This window comes from Rhodococcus sp. LB1, from assembly GCF_001583455.1.
Lineage (GTDB): Bacteria > Actinomycetota > Actinomycetes > Mycobacteriales > Mycobacteriaceae > Rhodococcus_F > Rhodococcus_F opacus.
Map to the genome: position 1 here is coordinate 62,603 of NZ_LTCZ01000124.1, position 22,460 is coordinate 85,062.

Sequence of the window (22,460 nt, forward strand, 5' to 3'; positions counted from 1 at the left end):
CGGAAGCGTCCCGCCCATCCGCTCGTCACGTCCTGAATCGTACTGGTCGGGCCGACAACCCCGAGTGGTCCGGAATTGCCTGTGCACAAACCTGTGGACAGTTCGCGGGATGGGACAAGTCGGACAAATTCATTATCGTGGTGTTGCACGACGAACCCGGAACTTCGACAGTTGTCGAGGGTCCACCCACCTCCTCTCGAAAGGACCCCTGAATGGGCGTCAGCTTGACCAAGGGCGGCAATGTTTCTCTCACGAAGGAGGCGCCGAACCTGACCGCGGTGGCTGTCGGACTCGGATGGGATGCCCGCTCGACCACCGGCACCGACTTCGACCTCGACGCCAGCGCCATCGGTGCGGGTGCCGACAAGAAGGTCGTGTCGGACCAGCACTTCGTGTTCTTCAACAACCTGCGTTCCCCCGACGGCTCGATCGAGCACATCGGTGACAACACCACCGGTGCGGGCGAGGGCGACGACGAGGTGATCAACGTCAACCTGGCGGCGGTCCCCGCGAACATCGAGAGCATCCTGTTCCCCGTCTCGATCTACGATGCGGAGACACGTTCGCAGTCGTTCGGGCAGGTGCGCAACGCCTACATTCGCGTCGTCGACCAGGCCAACGGCACCGAGCTCGCCCGCTACGACCTGTCCGAGGACGCGTCGACCGAGACCGCTATGGTCTTCGGCGAGCTGTACCGCAACGGTGCGGAGTGGAAGTTCCGCGCCATCGGCCAGGGCTACGCGTCCGGCCTGGCCGGTATCGCCCGCGACTACGGCGTCAACGTCTGACAGTCGTTTCGTTCTCCCCCGGTGTTCGTCCACCTGCAGTAGCCACCCTGCATGCCCACTAGAGAAAGGCCACGCTTCGTGGTTCTGCGCATATTCGGTCTCTCCTTCGCCGTGACGGTGATCTCCCTCATCATCGCGGCGATCTACGGAGGCCCCCAGGCCGTCCTCCTCGTGGTGATCCTGTCGATCCTCGAGATCTCGCTGTCGTTCGACAACGCCGTCATCAACGCCACCGTGCTGCGCCGGATGAGCGAGTTCTGGCAGAAGATCTTCCTCACCGTCGGCATCGTCATCGCGGTGTTCGGCATGCGCCTGGTCTTCCCCCTCGTGATCGTGTGGCTCGCGTCCGGTCTCGGCCCCGTCGCCGCCCTCGACCTGGCCCTCAACCCGCCTGCCGACGGCGCCGCGTACTTCCCCGACGGCAGCGCCAGCTACGAAACCCTGCTCACCGACGCGCACCCGCAGATCGCGGCGTTCGGCGGCATGTTCCTGCTGATGCTGTTCCTCGGCTTCATCCTGGAAGAGCGTGAGATCACCTGGCTGTCCTGGCTGGAGAAGCCCCTCGCCCGCGCGGGCAAGCTCGACCAGCTGGCCGTCATCATCGCCGGCGCCCTGCTGCTGATCACCGCCGCGTACATCGCCCCCGCGGACACGGTCTCCACGGTGATGATCGCCGGCGTCCTCGGCATGGTCACCTACATCGCCGTCAACGGTCTCGGTGAGCTGTTCAACACGCCCGAGGAAGACGAAGACGGCGAACTGGTCGAAGGGTCCAAGGGCGGACCGACCGAGCTGGCCAAGGCCACCGGTAAGGCCGGGTTCTTCCTGTTCCTCTACCTCGAGGTCCTCGACGCGTCGTTCTCCTTCGACGGTGTGATCGGCGCGTTCGCGATCACGTCCGACCCGATCATCATCGCCCTNAGGGCACCCTGTCGGACTACGTGTACCTCGAGCACGGCGCCCACTGGGCCATCGGCGCACTGGCCGTGATCCTGCTGGTGTCGATCGGCTACCACGTCAACGAGAACGTCACCGGACTCGTGGGCGTCGCCCTCATCGGTGCCGCCTTCATCTCCAGCATCGTCCGCAACCGCAAGGCCGTTGCAGCGGCCGGCGCGGCGGAAGACGACGTGGACGAGCAGAACCCGGTGCCCGTCGGCTAGGTTCTGCCTGTACTCACATCCAGCGGCAGTGCTCGTGACTCGGTGGTCACGGGCACTGCCGCTCGACACTGGAAAGGGCACCCATGGGGCGGCTGCTCGACAAGTCGAAGAAGGTGGTGGAGGCGCAGCTCGCCGGAACCACCATCCGGGCGATACAGGGTTCGATGATCGCCTACGAGGGCAATGTCAGTTTCAAGTCGGCAGGCTTCGGTGGCGGTGACGGGGTGCTCGCCGGGATGAAGAGGCGTGCCACGGGCGAGGCGCTGTCTCTGATGGAATGCTCCGGCCACGGTGTCGTGTACCTCGCGGTGGGCGGTCAGTACGTCTCCGTCGTCGACCTCGCCAACGAGACCCTGCAGGTGGAGTCGCAGCAGCTTCTCGCCTCGAGCGGCAACCTGAACACCAACGTCACGTTCACCGGACTGCGCGGCGGGGTCGGCGGTCAGGGCCTGTTCACCACGACCGTCTCCGGCCAGGGACAGGTGGCGCTGCTGTCGGCCGGCGGGCCGCTCATCCACCTCGAGGTATCGCCGCAGTACCCGCTGGTGGTCGATCCCGACGCGTTCGTCTCGGCGCGCGGACAGGTGACGCAGTCGTTCGTGACCGACGTGTCGTGGCGCAACGCCGTCGGCCAGGGCAACGGTGAGGCCTTCTCCCTCAGGTGGGACGGTCACGGCGTCGTCTCCATTCAACCGGCAGAGCGGTGATCCCCATGGTCTTCTCGAAAGTGAACTCGAAGGTCGTCAAGGTCGACGTCGGCGCCGCAAGCGGGGTGGTGGCCCGCACGGGCGCGATGCTGTTCTACACAGGTCAGGTCCAGTTCTCGCCGCATCAGGTGCCTGGTTCCCAGGCGATGGCGGGCATGGGTGGGTTCACCCGGATGGCCGGACGCATGATGCAGGGCGAGCACGAACGCACGATGCTCGCGCAGGGGCAGGGCGAGGTGCACTACGGCCACGCCGGGCTCGAGGTGCACGTCGTCGACATGTCGCAGGGCGGTGCGCTGTGTGTCGAGGCGTCCCGGCTGCTCGCTCACAATGCGGGACTGCAGAGTTCGGTGATCTCCGTGACGAGTCAGGGCGGTGGCGGCGGCGGACGCGGCATGCTCGGCGCCCTGCGCGGCGCTGCGGCAGGCGCCCTCTCCGGTACCGGAATGTTCACGACGCAGCTGTCCGGGTACGGGTCTGCGGTCCTCCTCGCGCACGGCGGCTTCATCGAACTCCCTGTGGGTGGACCGAATCCGGTGTTCGTCGACCCCGACGCATTCGTCGGCACGTACGGGAGCGTCCAGGTGGAACTGAAATCCGCCGTCGGCTGGCGTGAGGCGATGGGCCGCGGCGTCGGGGAAGCGATGCAATTGCAGTGCACGGGTCAGGGCATCGTCTACGTTCAGGCTTCGGAGGAGAAACTGTGACCGCCATCCACAATCCGTCGACTCTCGGCGCCAGCGACAACATTCCCGACAACAGTTACGCGTTCTGCATCGACCTCACCGCGCCCTGGTTCATCCGCAAGGGTGCGATGATCGCATACTACGGGCAGATGCAGTTCCAGGCGTTGACCCACGGATTGCACGGCGCCGCACTGCACATGGTCGCCAATCAGTTCTCCGCGCCGCTGTACATGGGCGACTACGCGGTGGCCGAAGGGTTCGGGAAGCTGATCATCGGCGACCGCGGTTACGACATCAACTCGTACGACCTCGACGACGGCAACCTCACCATCCGGGCGTCGAATCTCCTTGCGTTCGAGCCGGGTCTGGCCCTGAACCAGTCCATCGTGCCGGGCTTCCTGACGCTCATCGGGACCGGCAAGTTCCTGGCGTCGTCCAACGGCCCGGTGATGTTCGCCGAGCCGCCGCTGCGGATCGACCCCGAGGCGCTCGTCGGGTGGGCCGACTGCCCGTCCCCGAGCCACCATTACGACCAGGGGTGGATCAGCAACTTCCTCGCGGCGGGCGCTCACATGATGGGAATCAACTCCGGGGAGGAACGGCAGTTCGACTTCACCGGCGCCGGAACGGTTCTGATCCAGTCGAGCGAGAAGGTCCTCAGCGACACGCATGTCGTGCGCAGCATCGAGGGCCAGATCCACGGCCTCACCCCGAGCGGTCTGCAACGGCTCAACGGCGTGATCGCCGCCAAGCTGGCGGAGCAGCCGCGCTGACACCCAGGAGATTGACAGGCTGAGCGAAGAGTTGTGGCAGGGACGGGCAGCAATCTGGTCTGTGTCAGGAAGTTCTGACACCGCATCCGATTCGTTCCAGGAGGAACCGCATGAAGTCCGTCGTGACCAAGGCCGTCGCAACCGGTGGTATCGCCCTCGCAGCCCTCGGCATCGGAGCCGGCGTCGCCAGCGCCGACCCGGTGGGCCACAACCCCGCCCCCGCCCAGCAGCAGCAGGCACCGCAGCCCCAGCAGCAGCAGCAGCAGCACGCTCCGCAGCAGCAGGCACCCGCGCCGAGCCCGCACGGATTCTGGTTCTTCGGCACCTGGGTTCCGCTGCCCTGATCTGCGTTCCCCTCGCAGGACGAAGGTGCCCTTCGACGCTCCCACGGCGCCGAAGGGCACCTTCGTATGTCTACCGCGTGGGTCGCATACTCGGGTTCGGGCCGAGAGTGATCGTCCGCGTTCTCGGCAGAAGTCCAATTTCCTTCCACCCCGCGGTCAGCGTGATCGTTCCCGACTCCGGGTAGTCGCTGATCCAGTAATGCGGCGCGGAGTGATACTCGGACGCGTCCGCGGCATCGGACTTCGACGTCGAATGCGGGTGGCGTGGATCGGCGACACCCTCCATATCGTCGACCTGCACGTTCACCGCGAGATACGACCACCGAGCCGACGGGTCGTCGGGATCGTCCAGTGGACGCGTCTCGTGGCGCGCCAGATCAGCGGATCTGCCTCTCGCTGTCAGCTCGATGCGCAGCAGCATGCCCGTCGGGTGCGCGACGACCTCCGCCAGGCGCAGGCTCAGGTCACGGCTCGTCACGAGCTCCACCGGCCCGTGCACCACGATTCCCTCCGTGGCAGGCGGTGGTGCCGCCGGCCACCGTCTCCTGCGCATGACTCAATCGTCCCACCGGCTCCGACCGGCTGCCACAGTTACGTTTGTGCACACTCAGGGCAACTGGGCCATGCCGTACACCTTCGTCGCGCGGACCCGGAGTACCTGCCGGTGCTCGGACACCATCGCGCGGCGGAACTCTTCCCAGTCCTCGTGCTCTTTTCCGGACGCGAGCCGGAACACGTCGACGAGCTCGTCCGCCGCCGCGTCGTGCGGATCCGCCGCGACCGCGCTCAGTTCCGCGTCTCCCTCCACGACCGCGTAGCTCCAGAAGTCGGTCGCGCTGACGTGCAGCGATACCCGCGGGTCGCGGGCGGCGTTCCGGGTCTTGGCCCGATCCGCCGTCACCGACACCCTCGCGGTCTGCGTGCCGGGGTCCCAGGCATAGATCACGTTGGACAATTGCGGGCGCCCGTCGCGTTTGATCGTCGCGAGGACCGCACGGTTGTGTGCGGCGACGAGGTCGAGAAGGGGGCGCCGGTCGTCATTCGCATCGAGGCTCATGACTCACCCAACCACGGACGCCGAAGCGGTGTTCCCGCGCGGAGTCGCGGCTGCCCCTGGTCGCGGTCCAGGGCTCCCCTACCGACGAGTAGGGCACGGGGATCGGAAAAACATTGGCCGGTAACGTGTTCCAGGAAATCTCAGGATACTGACCGGTACACATTCTCGTGTGGGATCTGCGGTTTTTCTCGGGTACGCTCTCGTGATCCCGAGCCGGAAGGACCACACGTGAACGACTCATATCTCGTCATCGGCGAAACCACCGTGGCCCGACGGGTCTGTGCATCCCTCCGAGAAAGGGACTTTCACGTACGCCATCTCGTCGCTCCCGACGACGACGAGCTCCGCCTGGCGATGGCGGACGAACCTTGCGGGATGGCCGTACTGGTGCGCGACGACGTCGTCGCGCTGCGTTACGCGCTGGCCGCGGCGCACATCTCCGCGTCGATCCCGTTGGTGGTGACGATCTTCGACCGCACGGTGGCGGACCAGCTGTCGCAGCTGCTCCCGCAGTGCGAGGTGACGTCACCGGCAGACCTCGCCGCACCGACGCTCGCCGGTCCGTGCCTGGAACCCGAACTCGTCGCGGCCCGGCACGCGGGCGAGCACATGCTGACGGTCCGCATGATCGACGGCCACCCCGAGGGCGCGCACGTCGATCTGCCCCGGCGGAACTGGTGGCGCACCGCGGCGACCGGCGCGACCGGACTGCTGCGCTCGCACGACATCGGCACCCGCATCCTGCTCGGTGGGCTCGCCGGGCTCCTCGCCGTGCTGTTCGCCGACTGGCTGTGGTTGATGCTCGGCCAGCACGTGGCACCGCTCGACGCGTTCAACGAGGCGGTGCGCGTGGTGACCACCGTGGGCCCGGGAACCGACACCCACGGCAGCCCCGCCTACGCGGTGTTCGCCTCGGTGGCGATGCTCTTCACCGTCGTCTTCACGGCCATGTTCACCGCCGGAATCATCGAGCGGCTGCTCGGCCCCCGGCTGGTCGGCCTGGTGGGCAGCCGCGTCCTGCCCCGGTCCGGCCACGTCATCGTCGTCGGCCTCGGCCAGGTGGGGCTCCGGCTCTGCCGGGAGCTACAGGCTCTCGGTGTCGCGGTGGTGGGCGTCGAACGCGACCCCCACGCCAAGAACCTGCGGCTCGTGCGGTCGATGAACATCCCGACCGTCGTGGGGCACGGCGGTGACCGTGAACTCCTCGAGCGACTGGGTGTGAGCCGAGCCCTTGCGCTGGCCGCCGTCGGCTCCGACGACCTGGACAACATCGCGGTGTCCGTGGCGGCGCAGGCCGTGTCCCCCGGACTGCGACTGGTCCTGCGGGCCGGTGAGCAGGAGGCGATCGCCGAGACGCGGTCGTTGCTGCGGCTCGGAATCATCCGCGACGTCACCAGCCTGAGCGCCACGTACGTGGTGGCCAAGTTGATCGGCCTGCAACCGCAGGGGGTCGTGGCGGACGGCAGCCACCTCTACCTGGAGGTGCCGACCGCGGACACGTCCGAGCCCGACTTCACCGAGCTGCCCATGTCGCCGCGGATGAGCTGCCGGCACCTCGTCACCGCGTAGCGACCTAGCCGGTCACTGCCAGCGCGTCGATCTCGACGAGCATGACCTCGTGCGGGAGGTCGACGAAAACCGTGGTCCGGCACGGCAGCTGCCCGCTCGGCACGTTCTCGGCGATGAACTCTCCGTACACGTCGTTCATCGCGGCGAAGTCGTCCCGGGTGGTGAGGTAGACGCGGAACATCAGCACGTCCTCCACGCTCGCGCCGCCGGCTTCGAGGATCGCCTTGACGTTCTCGAGGGTGCGCCGGGTCTGCTCGCGCACGTCGCCTTCCGCGATGTACTTATTGGTGACGGGGTCCATCGGCCCCTGCCCCGACACCTGGAGCATGTTGCCCTTCTTGATGCCCTGGCTGAACGTGTGTGCGGGGGCGGGGGCGCCTTCGGTGCGGATGACGGTGGTGTCGGACATATCGCTACTCCTGTGTGTCGTTACTTTTCGGGTGGACGGGGGACGGGTCAGGGCTGGGCGCGGTATCCGCAGTCGCGGGAGATCCGCGCCCCCACGGCCTGAAGGGGTTCGAGCAGGTCGAGGACGCGTTCGTAGCTGAGCACGACGTCGGGCACCGAGACGGAGACGGCGGCGACGACGCGGCCGGACGCGCCGCGGATGGGCACCCCGATGCAGTTGACGGACGGCTCGTTCTCCTCCTGATCGTGCGCCCAGCCCTGCTCCCGGACCATGCGGATCTCGTCGAGGTAGCGTTCGGGCGTCGTGATCGTGTTGGCGGTGCGGGCGGAGAAGTCCATCGAGTCGACGATCGGCCGCAGTTCCGAATCCGGCAGGTCGGCGAGAATCACCTTGGCGACCGCGGTGGAATTGAGGTTGGCACGCAGTCCGATTCGCGAGTACATCCTGATCTGATCGTGCGATTCGAGTTTGTCGATGTACACCACGTCACCTCCTTCCATCGCCGCGAGGTGCGTGGTACGCCCGTATTCGCGGTTGAACGCGACGAGGTGCGGTGACGCGATGCGCCGCACTTCCCGCTGGTCGGTGGCCTGCGCGGCGAGCTCGAAGATGCGGGAACCGAGGTGGTACTGGTTGCTGTTGTCGCGGAACGTGAACCGCTCGTCGGACAGGGTTCGCAGTAAGCGGAGCACGGTGGTCTTGTGGACCCCGGTGGATTCGGCCAGCTGGTCGAGATTGGCGGGACCGTTGCCGAGTTGCACCAGCAGGTGCAGGGCGCGGGAGACACTCTGACTCATCCGTTCACTCCACTTTCTCGGGGGAGAAGCCGTCGGCGGTGACGCTCGTTGCCGCCCAGTCTGATTCGGAGCACTCGAGCAGCTCGTCCAGCAGTTCGGCGGGCGGCGGGGGCGCCGAGTCCGCTGCCACCGTCAGGGTGGCGGCGGCGCCGATGTGCCCGCGGCGCAGGCACCGCGTCTGATCCTCGCCGCGCACCACACCGCTGAGATATCCGGCGGCGAAGGCATCGCCCGCGCCGACGGGTTCGACGACGTCGACGCGGAGCGCGGGAACCGCCACACTGCGGCCGCTCCGGTCGACGGCCAGCGCCCGGTGCGCTCCGTCCTTGACGACGACGGTGGCCGGGGCGGGCAGGATGAGCCGCAACTCGTGCGGATCCGCGGTGCCGAGGACGCGCAGGGCCTCGTCGGCGCCGACGAGAACCAGATCGGCGAGATTCGCCAGTTCCACGACCATCCGCGGGTCGCCGTCCGGCCACAGTTGCTCACGCCAGTTGACGTCGAAGCTGACCACACCGGAGATTCCCGGCCGGTCGCGGAGCAGTCTCCGCATCAGCGCGAGGCACGAATCGGACAGGGCCGGTGTGATTCCGCTGCAGTGGACCACGGCGGCGCGGCCGAACAGGTCCGCGACCGCCGGCGTGTCGAGGAATCCGGGATCCATGGCCGACGCCGCCGAACCGGCCCGGGAATACAGGCTGTCGGTTCGCGGCTCGCCGTGCTCGTCGAGGGCGGTGGATTTCGAGTAGTGCCCGGTGGGCCTGTCGGGATCGACCTCGATCGCGCGGACGTCGACACCCCGCGCCTGCAGTTCGGTGCGGATGAGGGTGCCGAACTCGTCGTCGCCGAGCCGTCCGACCCAGGCGGCGGGAACGTCCAGCGCGGCGAGTCCGGCGGCGACGTTCGCCTCGGCGCCGGCCAGGTGGAGTGTCGAGTCCGGGGCCACCAGGACCATCGCCTCACCGAGGCACGCGACACCGGACTCGGGGGTGGGGATCGATTCCTGCACTTGTTACCTCTACGACTGCTCGGACCGGCACTGGAGTTGCGTTTCGAGAGCCCTCGCCCCGGCGATGCATGCCACACCGGACCGTTGACGATGACCCAGGCCAATGCTAGACATAGGTGACTCAAAAACGCAATCAACGTTGCATATAGCGCAACGTAGCACTTCACGGCCCTTCCCCCGATGAAGGCCTGCCCCACAGAACCCGAACGACAGGATCGACGATGACGATCAGCGGACCGGACACACTCGATTCCGGCGCCTTGGCGGAGCTCGACGAGCTGCGCTTGTCCGACGTGGACAAAGCCCTCCCCTCCGCGGCGAACGGCCTCACCAAGACCGAGTTCCTCGGAACGCAGCCGAGGCTGTCCGCCTTCAGCACGCCCGTCATGGTCCTCGACGAGACGGCCATCGCCGGCAATCTCGACACGATGGCGGCCTGGTGCGAGGCGCACGGGGTCGACCTCGCTCCGCACGGGAAGACGACGATGTCTCCGGTGCTGTGGGACCGGCAGATCCGCAGCGGCGCGTGGGGCATCACGCTCGCGAACTTCGGCCAACTCCGGGTGGCGGTGCGATTCGGCGTGCGCCGGGTGCAGATCGCGAACTCGCTCGTCGACCCGACCGCGCTGCGGTGGCTGGCCGAGCAGATGGACGCGAACCCGGAACTCGAGGTCCTGATGTGGGCCGACTCCCCGCAGACGGTCGACGCGATGACCGCGGCGCTCGCGGACGTCACGGTGGTCCGTCCGCTGCCCGTGCTCGTCGAACTCGGCGGAGAGGGAGGACGCACCGGCGCACGATCCGTGGCCGAGGCAGTGGAGGTGGCCGCACGCATCGGTGAAAGCCCCGCACTGCGGTTGGCCGGCGTCTCCGGTTACGAGGGCGCCCTCGCACACGACGCCTCCGAGGAATCCCTCACCCGGGTCCGCACGTATCTCCGGTCGATGGCCGAACTGCATCGCCGGCTCGAGGCCGAGGGACGCTACCCCGAGGGTCAGGACGTGTACGTGACCGCGGGCGGCAGCGCCTACTTCGACGTGGTCGCCGAGGTGCTCGCCGAACTTGCCGGCGACAGAACCAAAGTGGTGGTCCGCGCCGGCGCATACATCATCCACGACGACGGCTTCTACACCGGGATCTCACCGTTCGGCCGCAGCGAAGACAGGCAGGCGCGTCGTCTCACGTCGGCGATGCACACGTGGGCCCGGGTGGTGTCCCGCCCCGAGCCGGGCCTCGCCCTGCTCGACGCCGGCAAGCGCGACGTCCCGTTCGACGAAGGACTCCCCACCGCGCAGGCCGTCGCCGGCCAACTCGGGGCGACGCCGCGGCCCCTCGACGGCACCGAAGTGACCGCCGTCAACGACCAGCACGCGTTCCTCCGGCTCGATCCCGCACGGCCCGAACACGATCTGCGTGTCGGGGACGTCGTCAGGCTCGGTCTCTCCCACCCGTGCACCGCGTTCGACAAATGGCGCTGGATTCCCGTCGTCGGCGACGACTCCGACGATCCGGTCGTCGTCGACCTGATCCGCACCTTCTTCTGATCCCCGGCCGAGGACTCACATCATGACCACTCTGATCCGTTCCGCCACCGTCGTCGACGGTTCGGAGGCGCCGAGGTACCGCGCCGACGTGCTCGTCGACGGAGACCGGATCGCCGAAATCTGGCCCGAGGCAGATCACTCCGAGACCGGGCGCCCTCGCGCGGATCGGGTGATCGACGCCGACGGCCTGGTGCTCGCGCCCGGTTTCATCGACATGCACGCCCACTCGGATCTGCAGATCCTGCTGAACCCCGAGCACCCGTCGCGGATCACCCAGGGCGTCACCACCGAGGTACTCGGGCAGGACGGGCTGTCCTACGCACCCGTCACCGACGACGTGCTCGCGGTGGTCCGGCGCAAGATCGCGGGGTGGAACACCGATCCCGAGGATTTCGACTTCTCCTGGCGGAGCGTCGGCGAATACCTCGACCGCCTCGACTGCGGTATCGCCACCAACGTCGCGTATCTCGTCCCGCACGGGGTGGTCCGGGCGCTGGTGGTCGGCTGGGACGACCGGCCGGCGACACCGTCGCAGATCGAGGAGATGCAGCGGATCGTGGCGCAGTCCATGGCGGAGGGTGCCGTCGGGTTGTCCGCCGGGCTGACCTACACGCCGGGAATGTACGCGGACAACGAGGAACTGCTGGCACTGTGCCGGACCGTCGCCGAGTACGGCGGCTACTTCTCCCCGCACCACCGGTCCTACGGCGCCGGCGCCATGGAGGCCTACGCCGAGATGGTCGACCTGACGTCGCGGGCCGGGTGCGCACTGCATCTCGCCCACGCCACGCTGAACTTCGGACCCAACAAGGGCCGCGCCCCGGAACTGCTGGCCCTGCTCGACACGGCCGAATCCGCCGGCGCGGACATCAGCCTCGACACCTACCCCTACCTTCCCGGCGCCACCACGCTGTCGGCGATCCTGCCCAGCTGGGCGTCGGCGGGCAGCATGGAACAAACCCTCGATCGACTCCGGGATCCGGTTGCCCTCGAACGCATCCGCGAGCATCTGGAGGTCACCGGCTCCGACGGTTGCCACGGGGTGATCGCCGAGTGGCACACGCTCGAGATCAGCGGCGTGCAGAACGCGGAACTCGACGACTACGTCGGGAAAACCGTCGCGGACATCGCCGTCGCCGAGAACCGCGACCCCTTCGACGTCTGCATCGACATCCTGATCCGCGACCAACTCGGCAGCGGCATCCTGCAACACGTCGGCCACGAGGAGAACGTGCGCGCAATCATGCAGCACCCCCGGCACACAGGTGGCAGCGACGGACTGCTGGTCGGCGCGAAACCGCACCCGCGCGGGTGGGGAACGTTCGCACGCTACCTCGGGCACTACAGCCGCGATCTCGGCCTGATGTCCCTCGAGGAGTGCGTCGGTCACCTCAGCGGCCGAGCCGCGACGCGGTTGCGGCTGGTGGATCGCGGATTCGTCCGCCGCGGATACGCCGCTGACCTCGTGCTCTTCGATCCGGACACGGTGAGCGACACCGCGACCTACGCACAGCCGCGCCAGGCGGCGGCCGGTATTTCCCACGTATTCGTCCGCGGCCGCCTCGCCCTCGAGGACGGCCGCCTCACCGGCGCGACCGCCGGAAGATCGTTGCGCCGCGAAGAAGGAGGAGCAGTTCGATGACCGAGATCGACATTTTGCGTGCCGACCGGGTACTGACGGTGGTGCGAGCGGAAACCATCCCCGACGCCGCAGACCTGTGCCACGCACTCGCCGAGGGCGGAATCCGGACGGTCGAGCTGACGTTCACCACGCCCGACGTGCTCCATCATCTCGGCCGCGCCGCCGACGCCGCAGCCGCGGCAGGCAGCATCCTCGGCGTCGGAACCGTGATGACCGGCGATCAGGCCGCCGCTGCGATCGACGCCGGCGCGCGGTTCCTCGTGACCCCCGGCATCCGTCCGGACGTCGCGAAAGTCGCCACAGGACAGTCGGTTCCGGTCTTCCTCGGCGCGTTCACCCCCACCGAGGTGGCCATGGCCGTCGACCTCGGCTCGGCCGCGGTCAAGATCTTCCCCGCCAAGCGGCTCGGCCCCGACTACCTGTCGGACCTGCACGGCCCGTATCCCGGCGTGGAACTCCTGCCGTCGGGTGGAATCAACGATTCCAACGCCCGCCAGTTCCTCGACGCCGGCGCGCTGGCCGTGTGCGCGGGCACCAGCGTCGTCCCACCGTCCAGCGTCGCGTCAGGCAACTGGACCGACATCACCGACCGCGCACGATCGTTCATCGCCGCGCTCTCGAACTAGTCCACTCTCGCCCGACCCCACCACCTCCCCTGGAGACGCAATGACGTCGTTCGTCGACTGGCTGCAGCACGACACAGCCGGACTACTCACTCTCGCAGCGATATCCATCGCCGTGCTGTTGATCCTCATCATCAAGCTGAAGCTCGAGCCGTTCATCGCGCTGATCGTCGTCGGCGTCGGCGTCGCGCTCATCGCGGGAGTGTCGGTGGTCGAACTGGTCGGCACACCGACGTCGGCGGCCGACTCGATTCTGGAGAAGGGGTTCGGCGGCATCCTGGGGCACATCACCCCGATCATCGGCCTGGGCACCGTCCTCGGCGCGATGATGGAACGCTCCGGCGGTGCCGACGTCCTGACCGAACGGCTTCTGAAGTTGTTCGGGCCCAAGGGCGCTCCACTGGCCATGGGTGTCACCGGCCTCGTCCTCGGTATCCCGGTCTTCTTCGACATCGGCATCTTCATCCTCGCCCCGCTCGTGTACGTGGCGGCCAAGCGCGGCGGCAAGTCGCTGGTGATGTACGCGATGCCGATGCTCGCCGGCCTGTCCATGACCCACGCGTTCCTGCCCCCGCACCCGGGACCCGTCGCCGCGGCCGGTCTGCTGCACGTCGACATGGGCTGGATCATCATCATGGGCCTCGCCTGCGGTATCCCCGCCTGGTTCGTCAGTGGCGTCGTCTGGGGCACCTGGATCGGCAAGCGTGTGATCATCGAGGTCCCGGACGAGTTCATCCCGGAGGAGAAGGAAGCCGACAAGAACCCGCCGCCACTCTGGCTGATCTCGTTCATCATCCTCGTGCCGATGGTGCTGATCCTCGGTGCGACGGTCGGCAACGTGGTCCTCGAGGAAGGCTCGACCCTACTGTCGGTCCTCATCTTCCTCGGCACACCCACGATCGCGCTGACCATCGCCGTCCTGCTGGCGTTGTACCTGCTCGGGACCCGGCGCGGAATCACGGCGCAGGAGATCGGTGCGATGTCCGCGGCGGCGTTGAAACCGGTCGGCATGATCCTGCTGGTCGTCGGTGCCGGTGCGTTCTTCGGCGCGGTGCTGCGGGCCACCGGAGTCGGGCAGGCCCTGGCCGACTCGATGGACGCACTCGGTCTCCCGGTCATCCTGTCCGCGTACCTGATCAGCTGCGCCCTCCGCATCGCCCAGGGTTCGGCGACCGTCGCCATCGTCACCACCGCAGGCGTCATCGAGCCGTCGATCGCAGCCGGGAATTATTCGTCCCCGCAGATCGCCCTGATCGTGATCGCCGTGTCGGCCGGATCCATCATCGCCAGCCACGTCAACGACGGCGGATTCTGGATCGTGTCACGGTATTTCAACATGTCGGTCAAAGACACCCTGAAGACGTGGACGGTGCTCGAAACCATCCTGTCCGTGGTGGGCTTCGCGATGGCCTCGCTGATCTGGGTGCTGGTCTAGCTCCCGGAGTCCGCGTCGCGCAGCACCCGCGCCGCACCGGCGAACGTCCGCACCTGCCGGTCGTCCCAGACATGGGCAGGCACACCACCACCCAGCAGTGTGCGGACGAGTGCGGGGTCGTCGCCGATCGGCACGTCGCTGCCCGCGATCACGATGTTGCCGTAGCGGCGGCCCTTGAGCATGGCCGGATCGGCGATGACCGTGGTGTGCGGAAACACGCTGCCGAGGGTCGCCGCCTCCCGGCGCGCCAGGACGAGGTCGCGGGTGTCACCGCAATTGACCGCATAGATCCCGCCGGGCGCCAGCACCCGTCGCACGTGTCCGGTGAACTCCGTCGTCGTCAGCGGCGCCGGAGTCGTGTTCCCGGCGAACACGTCGCGCACGATCAGGTCGCGGCTGGACTCCGTCAGCGTCTCCGTGACCGCCCGCGCCTCACCCACCCGCAGCCGCAGCAGTGGGGCCCGCGGCAGGTCGAACCATTCGCGCACCAACTCGGCGAGCTTGCCGTCGAGTTCGACCACCACCTGCCGGGCGTCCGGATACCGGGCGGCGAGATGCCGGGCGAGTGAGCAGGCGCCGCCACCGAGGTGCAGGGCTCGCACCCGCTGGTCCGTCCCCCAGTGCGAGGCGACCAGTTCGGCGATCCACCGCATGTACTCGAAATCGAGGTGCGTGGGATCCGACAGGTCGATGTGGGAACTTTCGACCCCGTTCACCTTGAGCACCCAGCCGTGCGGATTGAGGTGGTCTTCCGCGAGTTCGCACGTGCCCGTGTCGATCGGGTACACGCCGGCGACGGGGCCCCCGTCGGTTGTCCGGGCAGCCCGACCGCCGCGCTGCCTGCCCATCGTCCGTCTTCCCTACTGCTCGCGCCGTCCGCTCGCGTCTGCTGCGAGAATCGTCCTCCCACGATACCGGGACGAGACACGGGTGACCTACCGTGGTGACGCGCACGAGAAGGGAAGACGATGGAACCTCAGGAAGTCGACTTCGCGCACACCGAAGGCGCTGCGAAGCGACGTCGCGAGAAGGCGATGGGACTCGCGCGGTATGTGTGGGATCGCGGAATCAGCGGTCAGGAACTCCTGGACCTCACCGACGGCACGCTGCGGAAACTCGCTCGGGCGGCCGGGTCGAACCCGCCGAGCACCATGGAGACGTGGCTGACCGTGGTCGAGTTGCTCGACCAGAAGTCGGCGTGGGCAGAACGCCACCCCGACCATCCCGCCGCCACCCCGGCGCACCGCGACGAGAAGATCATGTGGGTGAAGCCGCCGATCGTCCCCTGGACCGACTGACCCGTGAGTACTTGTCAACCGCCCGCGGTTGACAAGTACTCACGGGCGCAGCACGAGGATGCGGTCGTCGCCGTCCCCCGGGTCGCCGCGCCCGTCGCGGTTGCTGGTGCTGAACCAGACGGCACCGTCCGGCGCCGCGACGACGGTACGCAGTCGGCCGTACTCGCCTTCGAACAGCGACTGCGGTTCGCCGAGCGAGCCGTCACCGCCCACGGGGATCCGCCACAGTCGTTCGCCGCGCAGGGCTGCGACCCACAGCGCGCCGTCCTGGAACGCGAGCCCGGACGGGGACGCCTCACCGGTGGACCATTGGACCACCGGATCGACGAAGCCCGCCTCGCCCGACCGCCCCTCGACCTCCGGCCATCCGTAGTTGCCGCCGGGTTCGATCAGGTTCACCTCGTCCCAGGTGTTCGCCCCGAATTCGGTGGCCCACAGCCGGCCGGCGTCGTCCCACGCGAGGCCCTGCACGTTGCGGTGCCCGAGCGACCACACGGGTGAACCTGGGGTGGGGTTGTCGGCCGGGATCGACCCGTCGGGGTCGATCCGCAGGATCTTGCCGCCGAGCGAGGACGGGTCCTGGGCGCGTGGCCGGTCGCCGGCTTCACCGGTCGCGACGTACAGCTTGCCGTCGGGGCCGAACGCGATCCGGCCGCCGTCGTGGATCGATCCGGCGGGGATTCCCGTCAGGATCGGGGCCGGCTCGCCGAGGCTGCGACCGTCGAATCGCAGGGCGACCACCCGGTTGTCGTCGTCGGTGGTCAGGTACGCGTAAATCGTCTGGTCCGTCGCGTAGGCCGGTGAGACGGCGAGGCCCAGCAGTCCCGATTCGCCCCGCGCCGCCACACCGGGCACCTCGCCGATCATGGTCGTGTCGCCGTTCGCCTGCAGGTGCCGGATCGCGCCGCTGTCCCGTTCCGCGATCAGTGCCGTCCCGTCCGGCAGGAGCGCGATCCCCCACGGCACGTCGAGGTCGGCGGCGATCGCCGTGGGCTCGGTGCCTGCCGGCGCGACGACCGCGGTGGTCGTCGACGGCTGCGCGGAACTCCCCTCGGACTGGCAGGCCGCCGCGCACGTGACGACCGCCAGCAACGCCGCAGCCGAGAAAAGTCGCCGTCCCATGGGTGTCCTCCCGTCGCGCGACCGCACCCTGTCCATCCTCCCTTAGGTGAGTGGCAAAGTATCCTCGACCACGCATCGCCACTCACGTGAGGAGGTGACGGCGGGTGATCCTTCCGCAGAAGATCGCGCAGGGGGTGGCGGACGGCACCGTCACGGTCGCCTTCCGCCACTGGGCAGCACCACGGGTGCTCGAGGGCTCGGAGTTCCACACCGTCTCGGGGATGATCCGGATCAGCTCGATCACGACCGTCGACCCGGACGGAATCACCGAGGACGACGCCAGCCGCGCCGGGGCCGCCTCCGTCGACGAGGCCCTGGCCGCGCTGCGCGGCACCCCCGGACAGCCGGTGTACCGCATCGGCCTCGAGTGGGTCGGTGAGGATCCCCGCATCGCGCTGAGCAGTGACGACGACCTCACGGACGACACGATTTCGGAGATCGCTCAGCATCTGGAGCGGCTGGATGGGCGGAGCAGTCACGGCCCGTGGACACGCACGATCCTGCAGCTCGTCGCCGACAACCCCGGCCGCCGCGCACCCGATCTCGCCGCGAGCCTCGGCCGCGAGACACAACCGTTCAAGCGGGACGTCCGGAAGCTGAAGAATCTGGGGCTGACGCACAGTCTCGACGTCGGGTACCGGATCTCGCCGCGCGGCGCCGCCTACCTCGCGGCAACCGCACCCGACGACGCCTGACCGGTCATTCGCCGCGCTTACACTGTGCTCCATGGCCACTGCGGGCGATCTGAACCTCGAGCGGTACTTCGAACGGATCGGGTACGACGGCGACCGATCCGCGACGACGGTGACGCTGAACCAGCTTGCCGCACATCATGCCCGGTCGATCCCGTTCGAGAACCTCGACCCGTTCCTCGGCACACCGAACCGGCTCGACCTGCCATCGCTGCAACAGAAATTGGTCGAATCCCGAAGGGGCGGTTACTGCTTCGAGCAGAATCTCCTTCTGCGGGCCGTCCTGGTCGAGCTCGGATTCGACGTGACTCCGCTCGCCGCCCGGGTCCTGTGGGGATCTCCGATCGAAGCGGTCACTCCGCGCTCGCACATGCTGTTGCTCGTCGACGTGGCCGGGGAGCGAAGGCTCATCGACGTCGGGTTCGGCGGGATGACCCTCAACACCACGTTGCGCCTCGAACTGGACACCGTGCAGGACACGCCGCTGGAACCGTTCCGGCTGGTCGACGTCGCGGGCGATTACGCGATGCAAGCACTCGTCGGTGACGAGTGGCGGACCCTCTACCGGTTCGACCTCACCAGGCAGTTCCCCGTCGACTACGAGGCCCCCAACTGGTACCTGTCGACCTGGCCCGGATCGCATTTCGTGACCGGACTCATGGCGGCGCGGGCCACGGAAGACCGCCGCTACGCCCTGGCCGGTACGCGACTGACGGTGCACCACCTCGGTGGGACGTCCGAGCGGCGCGAACTGGCGTCCGTCGATGAACTGCGGGACAGTCTCGAAACCGATTTCCTCATCGACACGAGCGGAATGGCCACACTGGACGCGGCGTTCAGCCGGGTCCGGCACACCTAGTCGGCCGGTAACATGACGGCGTGTGCGAAACAGGTGGCTGCTGAGGTGGCCGAGCAGCCGGCGTCGGGGGAACGGTATTTCCTCGAGTCCCTGGACCGTGGCCTGACCGTTCTCGAATGCTTCGACGAACAGCACCGGGAACGCACACTGAGTGAGGTGGCGCAGGCTGTCGGGATCACCCGGTCCACGGCGCGCCGTATTCTGCTCACCCTGGTGGACAAGGGTTTCCTGCGTCTCGACGGACGCAACTTCTCGCTCACACCCCGGGTGCTGCGGTTCGGCTTCTCCTACCTCGCCGCGCTGCGACTGCCGCAGGTCGCCGACCCGCACATCGAGGCTCTCGCGAAGGAACTGGGCGAGACCATCTCCGTCACCATCCTCGACGGTCCCGACGTGGTGTACGTGGCGCGGGTCCGCTCGCCCCGGATCATCCGCATCTCCATCACCGTGGGCATGCGGTTCCCCGCGTATGCGACGTCCACGGGACGGGTTCTGCTGGCCGGACTTTCGGCCGACGCGCTCGACGACTACCTGAAGACCACCGAATTCCAGTCCTTCACACCCCACACGATCTCCGACGTCGACCAATTGCGTGCCGAGGTCCGGAAGGTCGCCGCGGACGGCTGGTCGATGTCGGAGAACGAGCTCGAGATCGGCATCCGCGGCGCCGCCGTTCCCATCCGGGATCGGACGGGCGCCGTGGTCGCCGCCCTCAACTCCTCGCTGCAGGGCACGCAGTACACGCGGGACGACGTCGCGGCGTCGGTGGTGCCGAAACTCGTCGCGACCGCGGAGCGGATCGGCTCCGACCTGTCCCTCGGCTAGACGCCGAGGGATCAGCTACGTCTCGATCGACCCTGGCTCAGCGCGCGTTCGCGAGCGTTGCGGACGTTGCGGACGTTGCGGAGTCCGACACCGCTGCACCCGAATCGGGCTGCAGTCGCCACGCGATCAGGGCGCTGACGATGCAGCCGCCGGCCAGGTACACGGCCACGAGGTGCCAGGACCCGCCGCTGGCGGTGACCAGCGCTGCCGCGATGAACGGGGTGAAGCCGCCGCCGATCGCGCTGGCCACCTGGTATCCGACGCCCGCGCCGCTGTACCGGTACTCGGCCCCGAACATCTCGGTGAACAGCGGCTGCTGCACGCTGACGACCATGTCGTGCGAGATGTTGACGAGGAGCACGGCGAGGATGACGGTGCCAATCATCGACCCGTTCTCGAGGAAGATGAAGAACGGGAACGCGCACACCGCGCCGATCAGTGCGCCGAGGATGTAGACGCGTCGCCGGCCGTGCTTGTCGGACAGCCACGCGAACAGCGGGATGGTGCCGATACCCACGGCACCGACGAGCAGACCGACGTTGAGCATGAAGTTGCGCTCCATCCCCAGTTCCTGGGTGGAGTAGCTCAACGCGAACGTGGTCACGATGTACATGGAGAACAGTTCGGCGAAACGCAGGCCGATGATCTGGAGAAATGCCTTCGGGTGGTTGCGCAGTGCCTCGACGAGGGGAATCCGCTTCTTGTCCTGCGCGGTCTGCTCCTCCTCGACCTTCTCGACCTTCTCGACGAACTCGGGGCTCTCCTGCACTCCGGCGCGGATCCACAGGCCGATACCGACCAGGACGACGCTGGCGACGAACGGAACACGCCATCCCCACTGGCTGAACGCGTCCTCGGTGGTCAGGTTGCTCATGAGCATGACGAATCCGGTCGCGAGGATGAGCCCGACCGAGTAGCCGACCTGCACTCCGCTGCTGTAGAACGCCTTCTTCTTCGGCGGGGCGCTCTCGACGGCCATCAACGCCGCCCCACCCCACTCGCCGCCGACGGCGAAGCCCTGGATGGCGCGCAGCGTGACGAGCAGGACCGGAGCCCACCAGCCGATCGACCCGAACGACGGCAGCAGTCCGATCAGGGCCGTGCTCGTTCCCATGATCAGGACGGTGAGGATCAGCATCCGTTTGCGCCCGATGCGGTCGCCGTAATGGCCGAACACCACACCGCCGAGCGGCCGGAACAGGAATCCGACGCCGAACGTCGCGAACGCGGCGAGCGTTCCGATCGCCGGGCTGACGTTCGGGAAGAACTCCGAGTTGAAGACCAGTGCCGCGACCAACCCGTAGAGCAGGAAGTCGTACCAGTCGATGACCGCGCCGACGAAACTGCTCAGCGCTGCTCTTCGCGCCTGCTTCTCGGCTGCCGGGGTGAAGGCGTGATCGCTCATTCCGATGTCCCGTCTAGGTTGGTACCGGACAGATCCTGTTCGCATACCGAACGCATGTCCGCTGGTTGAATAATGTGACGGTAGCCATAGCGTTTCCGCGTTGTCAAGAAGGCGCAGATGCGTGGTACTGCCGTTTCGTCTATCTCGACCGCGCGAATTTCACCGAATCGGCGGTTCCGGAGCCCCCACGACTCGTACACACTTTTCCGAATCAGCGACGCACATCACACCCGGAGTAGCGCCGAAGGGATTTCTCCATGTCAGGAACCACCGATCCGCAGCTTCAGCACACACTGAAGAAGCGGCACCTCTCGATGATCGCTATCGCGGGGGTGATCGGCGCAGGCCTCTTCGTGGGCTCCGGGGTCGCGATCCGCGAGACGGGCCCCGGCGTACTCGTGGCCTACGCACTCGCGGGCATCGTCGTCATCCTGGTGATGCGCATGCTCGGCGAAATGTCGACCGCCAACCCCGAGACGGGATCGTTCTCGGCGTACGCCGACCGCGCGATCGGCCGATGGGCCGGCTTCAGCATCGGCTGGCTCTACGCGTGGTTCTGGATCATCGTCCTCGGCATCGAGGCGACGGCAGGCGCCGTCATCATGAACCGCTGGATCCCCGACGTCCCGCAGTGGAGTTGGGCACTGATCCTGATGGTGTTGCTCACGCTGACGAACATCGCGTCCGTGAAGTCGTTCGGCGAGTTCGAGTTCTGGTTCGCGTCGATCAAGGTCGCGGCCATCGTGATCTTCCTGGTGCTCGGTGTCCTCGCGATCTGCGGAGCCCTGCCCGGAGTCGAAGCCCCCGGACTCACCAACCTCACCGGTCACGGCGGGTTCTTCCCCAACGGGGCAGGTGCCGTGTTCGCGGCGGTCCTCGTCGTCGTGTTCTCCTTCTTCGGCGCCGAGATCGCCACCATCGCCGCCGGTGAATCCGCCAACCCCGTGGCAGCAGTGCGCAACGCGGTGCGTTCTGTCGTGTGGCGCATCCTCATCTTCTACATCGGCTCCATCGCCGTCGTCGTGACGCTGCTCCCCTGGGACGACGCCTCCGTCGCGTTGAGCCCGTACGTCGCCGTCATGGACTCGTTCGGCATTCCGGCGGCCGGCAACATCATGGACGTCGTCGTGCTCACGTCGGTGCTGTCCTGCCTGAACTCCGGCCTGTACACGGCGAGCCGCATGATCTTCTCGCTCTCCCGCCGCGGCGACGCCCCGGCCTCGTTGTCGAAGATCGGCTCGTCGGGTGTTCCGCGCCAGGCCGTGCTCGTCTCGACGGTCGTGGGATTCCTGACCGTGGGCCTCAACTACCTGTACCCGGACACCGTGTTCCTGTTCCTCGTCAACTCCTCGGGCGCGATCGCACTGTTCGTGTGGCTGGCGATCTCGGTGTCGCAGCTGCGCATGCGGCGCAGCCTCGAGGCGGAGGGCAAGGACCTGTCGTTGAAGATGTGGCTGTTCCCGTACCTGACGTGGTGCACCATCGCCGCCATCATCGCGCTCTGCGTCGGCATGCTCGTGCTGCCGGAGACCAGGAGCCAGATGTACGTCTCGATGGGTCTCGCCGTGGTCGTGGTCGGAATCGGGATCTACCGTCAGCGCACGCGCGGGACCATCGACGAGACGCCGGATCCCTCGACCTCCGGCGAAGAGGTCGACGCACTCCGCCCCTGAGCTCGGATCGGCCGGGATGTTCGCATATCGAACAGTAGTG

23 protein-coding genes and 1 pseudogene are annotated in these 22,460 nt (G+C 67.5%); 16 read left to right on the top strand and 8 right to left on the bottom strand.

Annotated elements, in window-relative coordinates; translation table 11 throughout:
* Positions 1 to 212: 212 nt before the first annotated feature.
* The 6 genes and pseudogenes from AZG88_RS18850 to AZG88_RS18875 all read left to right on the top strand — a co-directional run bounded on the left by AZG88_RS18850 (position 213) and on the right by AZG88_RS18875 (position 4,461).
* Positions 213 to 788: a TerD family protein gene (locus AZG88_RS18850; protein ID WP_005251244.1), complete on the top strand. Its 576-nt coding sequence runs from the start codon at positions 213 to 215 to the stop codon at positions 786 to 788.
* A gap of 78 nt (positions 789 to 866) precedes the next feature.
* Positions 867 to 1,951 (top strand): annotated as a pseudogene (locus AZG88_RS18855) (DUF475 domain-containing protein).
* An 83-nt stretch (positions 1,952 to 2,034) separates the two neighbouring features.
* Positions 2,035 to 2,658, top strand: a complete 624-nt coding sequence (locus AZG88_RS18860) for an AIM24 family protein (protein ID WP_025433242.1) — start codon at positions 2,035 to 2,037, stop codon at positions 2,656 to 2,658.
* Between the two features lie 5 nt (positions 2,659 to 2,663).
* Positions 2,664 to 3,365: an AIM24 family protein gene (locus tag AZG88_RS18865; protein WP_061698542.1), complete on the top strand. Its 702-nt coding sequence runs from the start codon at positions 2,664 to 2,666 to the stop codon at positions 3,363 to 3,365.
* Complete coding sequence (locus AZG88_RS18870; protein WP_005251237.1) at positions 3,362 to 4,117, top strand: AIM24 family protein; 756 nt, start codon at positions 3,362 to 3,364, stop codon at positions 4,115 to 4,117. Before AZG88_RS18865 ends, AZG88_RS18870 begins: the two co-directional genes overlap by 4 nt.
* A 110-nt stretch (positions 4,118 to 4,227) precedes the next feature.
* Positions 4,228 to 4,461, top strand: a complete 234-nt coding sequence (locus tag AZG88_RS18875) for a hypothetical protein (protein WP_061698543.1) — start codon at positions 4,228 to 4,230, stop codon at positions 4,459 to 4,461.
* Between the two features lie 70 nt (positions 4,462 to 4,531).
* Here the strand turns inward: AZG88_RS18875 and AZG88_RS18880 are convergent, their stop codons facing one another.
* Entirely contained in the window at positions 4,532 to 5,014 is a 483-nt protein-coding gene (locus AZG88_RS18880) for a hypothetical protein (protein ID WP_061698544.1), read from the bottom strand.
* Positions 5,015 to 5,068: 54 nt separating this feature from the next.
* Positions 5,069 to 5,518, bottom strand: a complete 450-nt coding sequence (locus AZG88_RS18885; protein ID WP_005251233.1) for a PPOX class F420-dependent oxidoreductase — start codon at positions 5,516 to 5,518, stop codon at positions 5,069 to 5,071.
* Between the two features lie 228 nt (positions 5,519 to 5,746).
* On the opposite strand from AZG88_RS18885, the gene AZG88_RS18890 reads away from it, so the two are divergent.
* Positions 5,747 to 7,087, top strand: coding sequence for a potassium channel family protein (locus AZG88_RS18890; protein WP_005251232.1), 1,341 nt, complete (start codon positions 5,747 to 5,749; stop codon positions 7,085 to 7,087).
* 4 nt (positions 7,088 to 7,091) lie between these two features.
* Here the strand turns inward: AZG88_RS18890 and AZG88_RS18895 are convergent, their stop codons facing one another.
* From AZG88_RS18895 to AZG88_RS18905, 3 genes are read right to left on the bottom strand one after another with little or no spacing between them, the layout of a single operon-like run.
* Positions 7,092 to 7,496 carry a RidA family protein gene (locus AZG88_RS18895; protein WP_005251231.1) on the bottom strand — a complete coding sequence of 135 codons (405 nt, stop codon included), beginning with the start codon at positions 7,494 to 7,496 and terminating at the stop codon, positions 7,092 to 7,094.
* 47 nt (positions 7,497 to 7,543) lie between these two features.
* Positions 7,544 to 8,293, bottom strand: a complete 750-nt coding sequence (locus AZG88_RS18900) for an IclR family transcriptional regulator (protein WP_005251230.1) — start codon at positions 8,291 to 8,293, stop codon at positions 7,544 to 7,546.
* A 4-nt stretch (positions 8,294 to 8,297) separates the two neighbouring features.
* Positions 8,298 to 9,302, bottom strand: coding sequence for a sugar kinase (locus tag AZG88_RS18905; protein ID WP_061698545.1), 1,005 nt, complete (start codon positions 9,300 to 9,302; stop codon positions 8,298 to 8,300).
* Positions 9,303 to 9,523: 221 nt separating this feature from the next.
* Here AZG88_RS18905 and AZG88_RS18910 point away from each other — a divergent pair, with 221 nt between their 5' ends.
* The 4 genes from AZG88_RS18910 to AZG88_RS18925 are packed head-to-tail and all read left to right on the top strand — an operon-like array spanning position 9,524 to position 14,546.
* Complete coding sequence (locus AZG88_RS18910) at positions 9,524 to 10,846, top strand: amino acid deaminase (RefSeq protein ID WP_061698546.1); 1,323 nt, start codon at positions 9,524 to 9,526, stop codon at positions 10,844 to 10,846.
* A 22-nt stretch (positions 10,847 to 10,868) separates the two neighbouring features.
* Positions 10,869 to 12,488: an N-acyl-D-amino-acid deacylase family protein gene (locus AZG88_RS18915; RefSeq protein ID WP_025433243.1), complete on the top strand. Its 1,620-nt coding sequence runs from the start codon at positions 10,869 to 10,871 to the stop codon at positions 12,486 to 12,488.
* A complete protein-coding gene (locus AZG88_RS18920; RefSeq protein ID WP_061698547.1) occupies positions 12,485 to 13,114 on the top strand; it encodes a bifunctional 4-hydroxy-2-oxoglutarate aldolase/2-dehydro-3-deoxy-phosphogluconate aldolase in 630 nt (209 codons plus the stop codon). The genes AZG88_RS18915 and AZG88_RS18920 overlap by 4 nt, the downstream gene beginning before the upstream one ends.
* A gap of 40 nt (positions 13,115 to 13,154) precedes the next feature.
* Positions 13,155 to 14,546: a GntP family permease gene (locus tag AZG88_RS18925; RefSeq protein ID WP_005251223.1), complete on the top strand. Its 1,392-nt coding sequence runs from the start codon at positions 13,155 to 13,157 to the stop codon at positions 14,544 to 14,546.
* Here AZG88_RS18925 and AZG88_RS18930 read toward each other — a convergent pair.
* Entirely contained in the window at positions 14,543 to 15,394 is an 852-nt protein-coding gene (locus tag AZG88_RS18930) for a spermidine synthase (protein ID WP_061698548.1), read from the bottom strand. The genes AZG88_RS18925 and AZG88_RS18930 overlap by 4 nt on opposite strands.
* A gap of 120 nt (positions 15,395 to 15,514) precedes the next feature.
* On the opposite strand from AZG88_RS18930, the gene AZG88_RS18935 reads away from it, so the two are divergent.
* Positions 15,515 to 15,844, top strand: coding sequence for a hypothetical protein (locus AZG88_RS18935; RefSeq protein WP_005251221.1), 330 nt, complete (start codon positions 15,515 to 15,517; stop codon positions 15,842 to 15,844).
* Positions 15,845 to 15,883: 39 nt separating this feature from the next.
* Here the strand turns inward: AZG88_RS18935 and AZG88_RS18940 are convergent, their stop codons facing one another.
* Positions 15,884 to 16,966, bottom strand: a complete 1,083-nt coding sequence (locus tag AZG88_RS18940; protein ID WP_061698549.1) for a PQQ-dependent sugar dehydrogenase — start codon at positions 16,964 to 16,966, stop codon at positions 15,884 to 15,886.
* A 104-nt stretch (positions 16,967 to 17,070) separates the two neighbouring features.
* Between AZG88_RS18940 and AZG88_RS18945 the strand changes: the two genes are divergently transcribed.
* Genes AZG88_RS18945 through AZG88_RS18955 form a run of 3 tightly spaced genes read left to right on the top strand, consistent with a single transcriptional unit; the run spans position 17,071 to position 19,342 of the window.
* Complete coding sequence (locus AZG88_RS18945; RefSeq protein WP_061698550.1) at positions 17,071 to 17,661, top strand: ASCH domain-containing protein; 591 nt, start codon at positions 17,071 to 17,073, stop codon at positions 17,659 to 17,661.
* Between the two features lie 31 nt (positions 17,662 to 17,692).
* Positions 17,693 to 18,517, top strand: coding sequence for an arylamine N-acetyltransferase family protein (locus AZG88_RS18950; RefSeq protein ID WP_061698551.1), 825 nt, complete (start codon positions 17,693 to 17,695; stop codon positions 18,515 to 18,517).
* Between the two features lie 45 nt (positions 18,518 to 18,562).
* The gene (locus AZG88_RS18955; RefSeq protein ID WP_061698552.1) at positions 18,563 to 19,342 is read left to right on the top strand and encodes an IclR family transcriptional regulator domain-containing protein; all 780 of its coding nucleotides are present in this window, start codon (positions 18,563 to 18,565) and stop codon (positions 19,340 to 19,342) included.
* Positions 19,343 to 19,379: 37 nt separating this feature from the next.
* Here AZG88_RS18955 and shiA read toward each other — a convergent pair whose 3' ends face one another.
* Positions 19,380 to 20,747, bottom strand: coding sequence for a shikimate transporter (shiA, locus tag AZG88_RS18960; RefSeq protein ID WP_061698553.1), 1,368 nt, complete (start codon positions 20,745 to 20,747; stop codon positions 19,380 to 19,382).
* A gap of 257 nt (positions 20,748 to 21,004) precedes the next feature.
* Here shiA and AZG88_RS18965 point away from each other — a divergent pair, with 257 nt between their 5' ends.
* Complete coding sequence (locus AZG88_RS18965) at positions 21,005 to 22,420, top strand: amino acid permease (RefSeq protein ID WP_005251210.1); 1,416 nt, start codon at positions 21,005 to 21,007, stop codon at positions 22,418 to 22,420.
* The last annotated feature ends 40 nt before the right edge of the window (positions 22,421 to 22,460 follow it).

Coding starts and splice junctions, on each gene's coding strand:
- AZG88_RS18880 (WP_061698544.1), bottom strand. CDS start 5,014: ATGCGCAGGAGACGGTGGCCGGCGGCACCACCGCCTGCCACGGAGGGA.
- AZG88_RS18885 (WP_005251233.1), bottom strand. CDS start 5,518: ATGAGCCTCGATGCGAATGACGACCGGCGCCCCCTTCTCGACCTCGTC.
- AZG88_RS18900 (WP_005251230.1), bottom strand. CDS start 8,293: ATGAGTCAGAGTGTCTCCCGCGCCCTGCACCTGCTGGTGCAACTCGGC.
- AZG88_RS18875 (WP_061698543.1), top strand. CDS start 4,228: ATGAAGTCCGTCGTGACCAAGGCCGTCGCAACCGGTGGTATCGCCCTC.
- AZG88_RS18895 (WP_005251231.1), bottom strand. CDS start 7,496: ATGTCCGACACCACCGTCATCCGCACCGAAGGCGCCCCCGCCCCCGCA.
- AZG88_RS18930 (WP_061698548.1), bottom strand. CDS start 15,394: ATGGGCAGGCAGCGCGGCGGTCGGGCTGCCCGGACAACCGACGGGGGC.
- AZG88_RS18965 (WP_005251210.1), top strand. CDS start 21,005: ATGTCAGGAACCACCGATCCGCAGCTTCAGCACACACTGAAGAAGCGG.
- AZG88_RS18915 (WP_025433243.1), top strand. CDS start 10,869: ATGACCACTCTGATCCGTTCCGCCACCGTCGTCGACGGTTCGGAGGCG.
- AZG88_RS18850 (WP_005251244.1), top strand. CDS start 213: ATGGGCGTCAGCTTGACCAAGGGCGGCAATGTTTCTCTCACGAAGGAG.
- AZG88_RS18935 (WP_005251221.1), top strand. CDS start 15,515: ATGGAACCTCAGGAAGTCGACTTCGCGCACACCGAAGGCGCTGCGAAG.
- AZG88_RS18865 (WP_061698542.1), top strand. CDS start 2,664: ATGGTCTTCTCGAAAGTGAACTCGAAGGTCGTCAAGGTCGACGTCGGC.
- shiA (WP_061698553.1), bottom strand. CDS start 20,747: ATGAGCGATCACGCCTTCACCCCGGCAGCCGAGAAGCAGGCGCGAAGA.
- AZG88_RS18940 (WP_061698549.1), bottom strand. CDS start 16,966: ATGGGACGGCGACTTTTCTCGGCTGCGGCGTTGCTGGCGGTCGTCACG.
- AZG88_RS18920 (WP_061698547.1), top strand. CDS start 12,485: ATGACCGAGATCGACATTTTGCGTGCCGACCGGGTACTGACGGTGGTG.
- AZG88_RS18925 (WP_005251223.1), top strand. CDS start 13,155: ATGACGTCGTTCGTCGACTGGCTGCAGCACGACACAGCCGGACTACTC.
- AZG88_RS18910 (WP_061698546.1), top strand. CDS start 9,524: ATGACGATCAGCGGACCGGACACACTCGATTCCGGCGCCTTGGCGGAG.
- AZG88_RS18860 (WP_025433242.1), top strand. CDS start 2,035: ATGGGGCGGCTGCTCGACAAGTCGAAGAAGGTGGTGGAGGCGCAGCTC.
- AZG88_RS18950 (WP_061698551.1), top strand. CDS start 17,693: ATGGCCACTGCGGGCGATCTGAACCTCGAGCGGTACTTCGAACGGATC.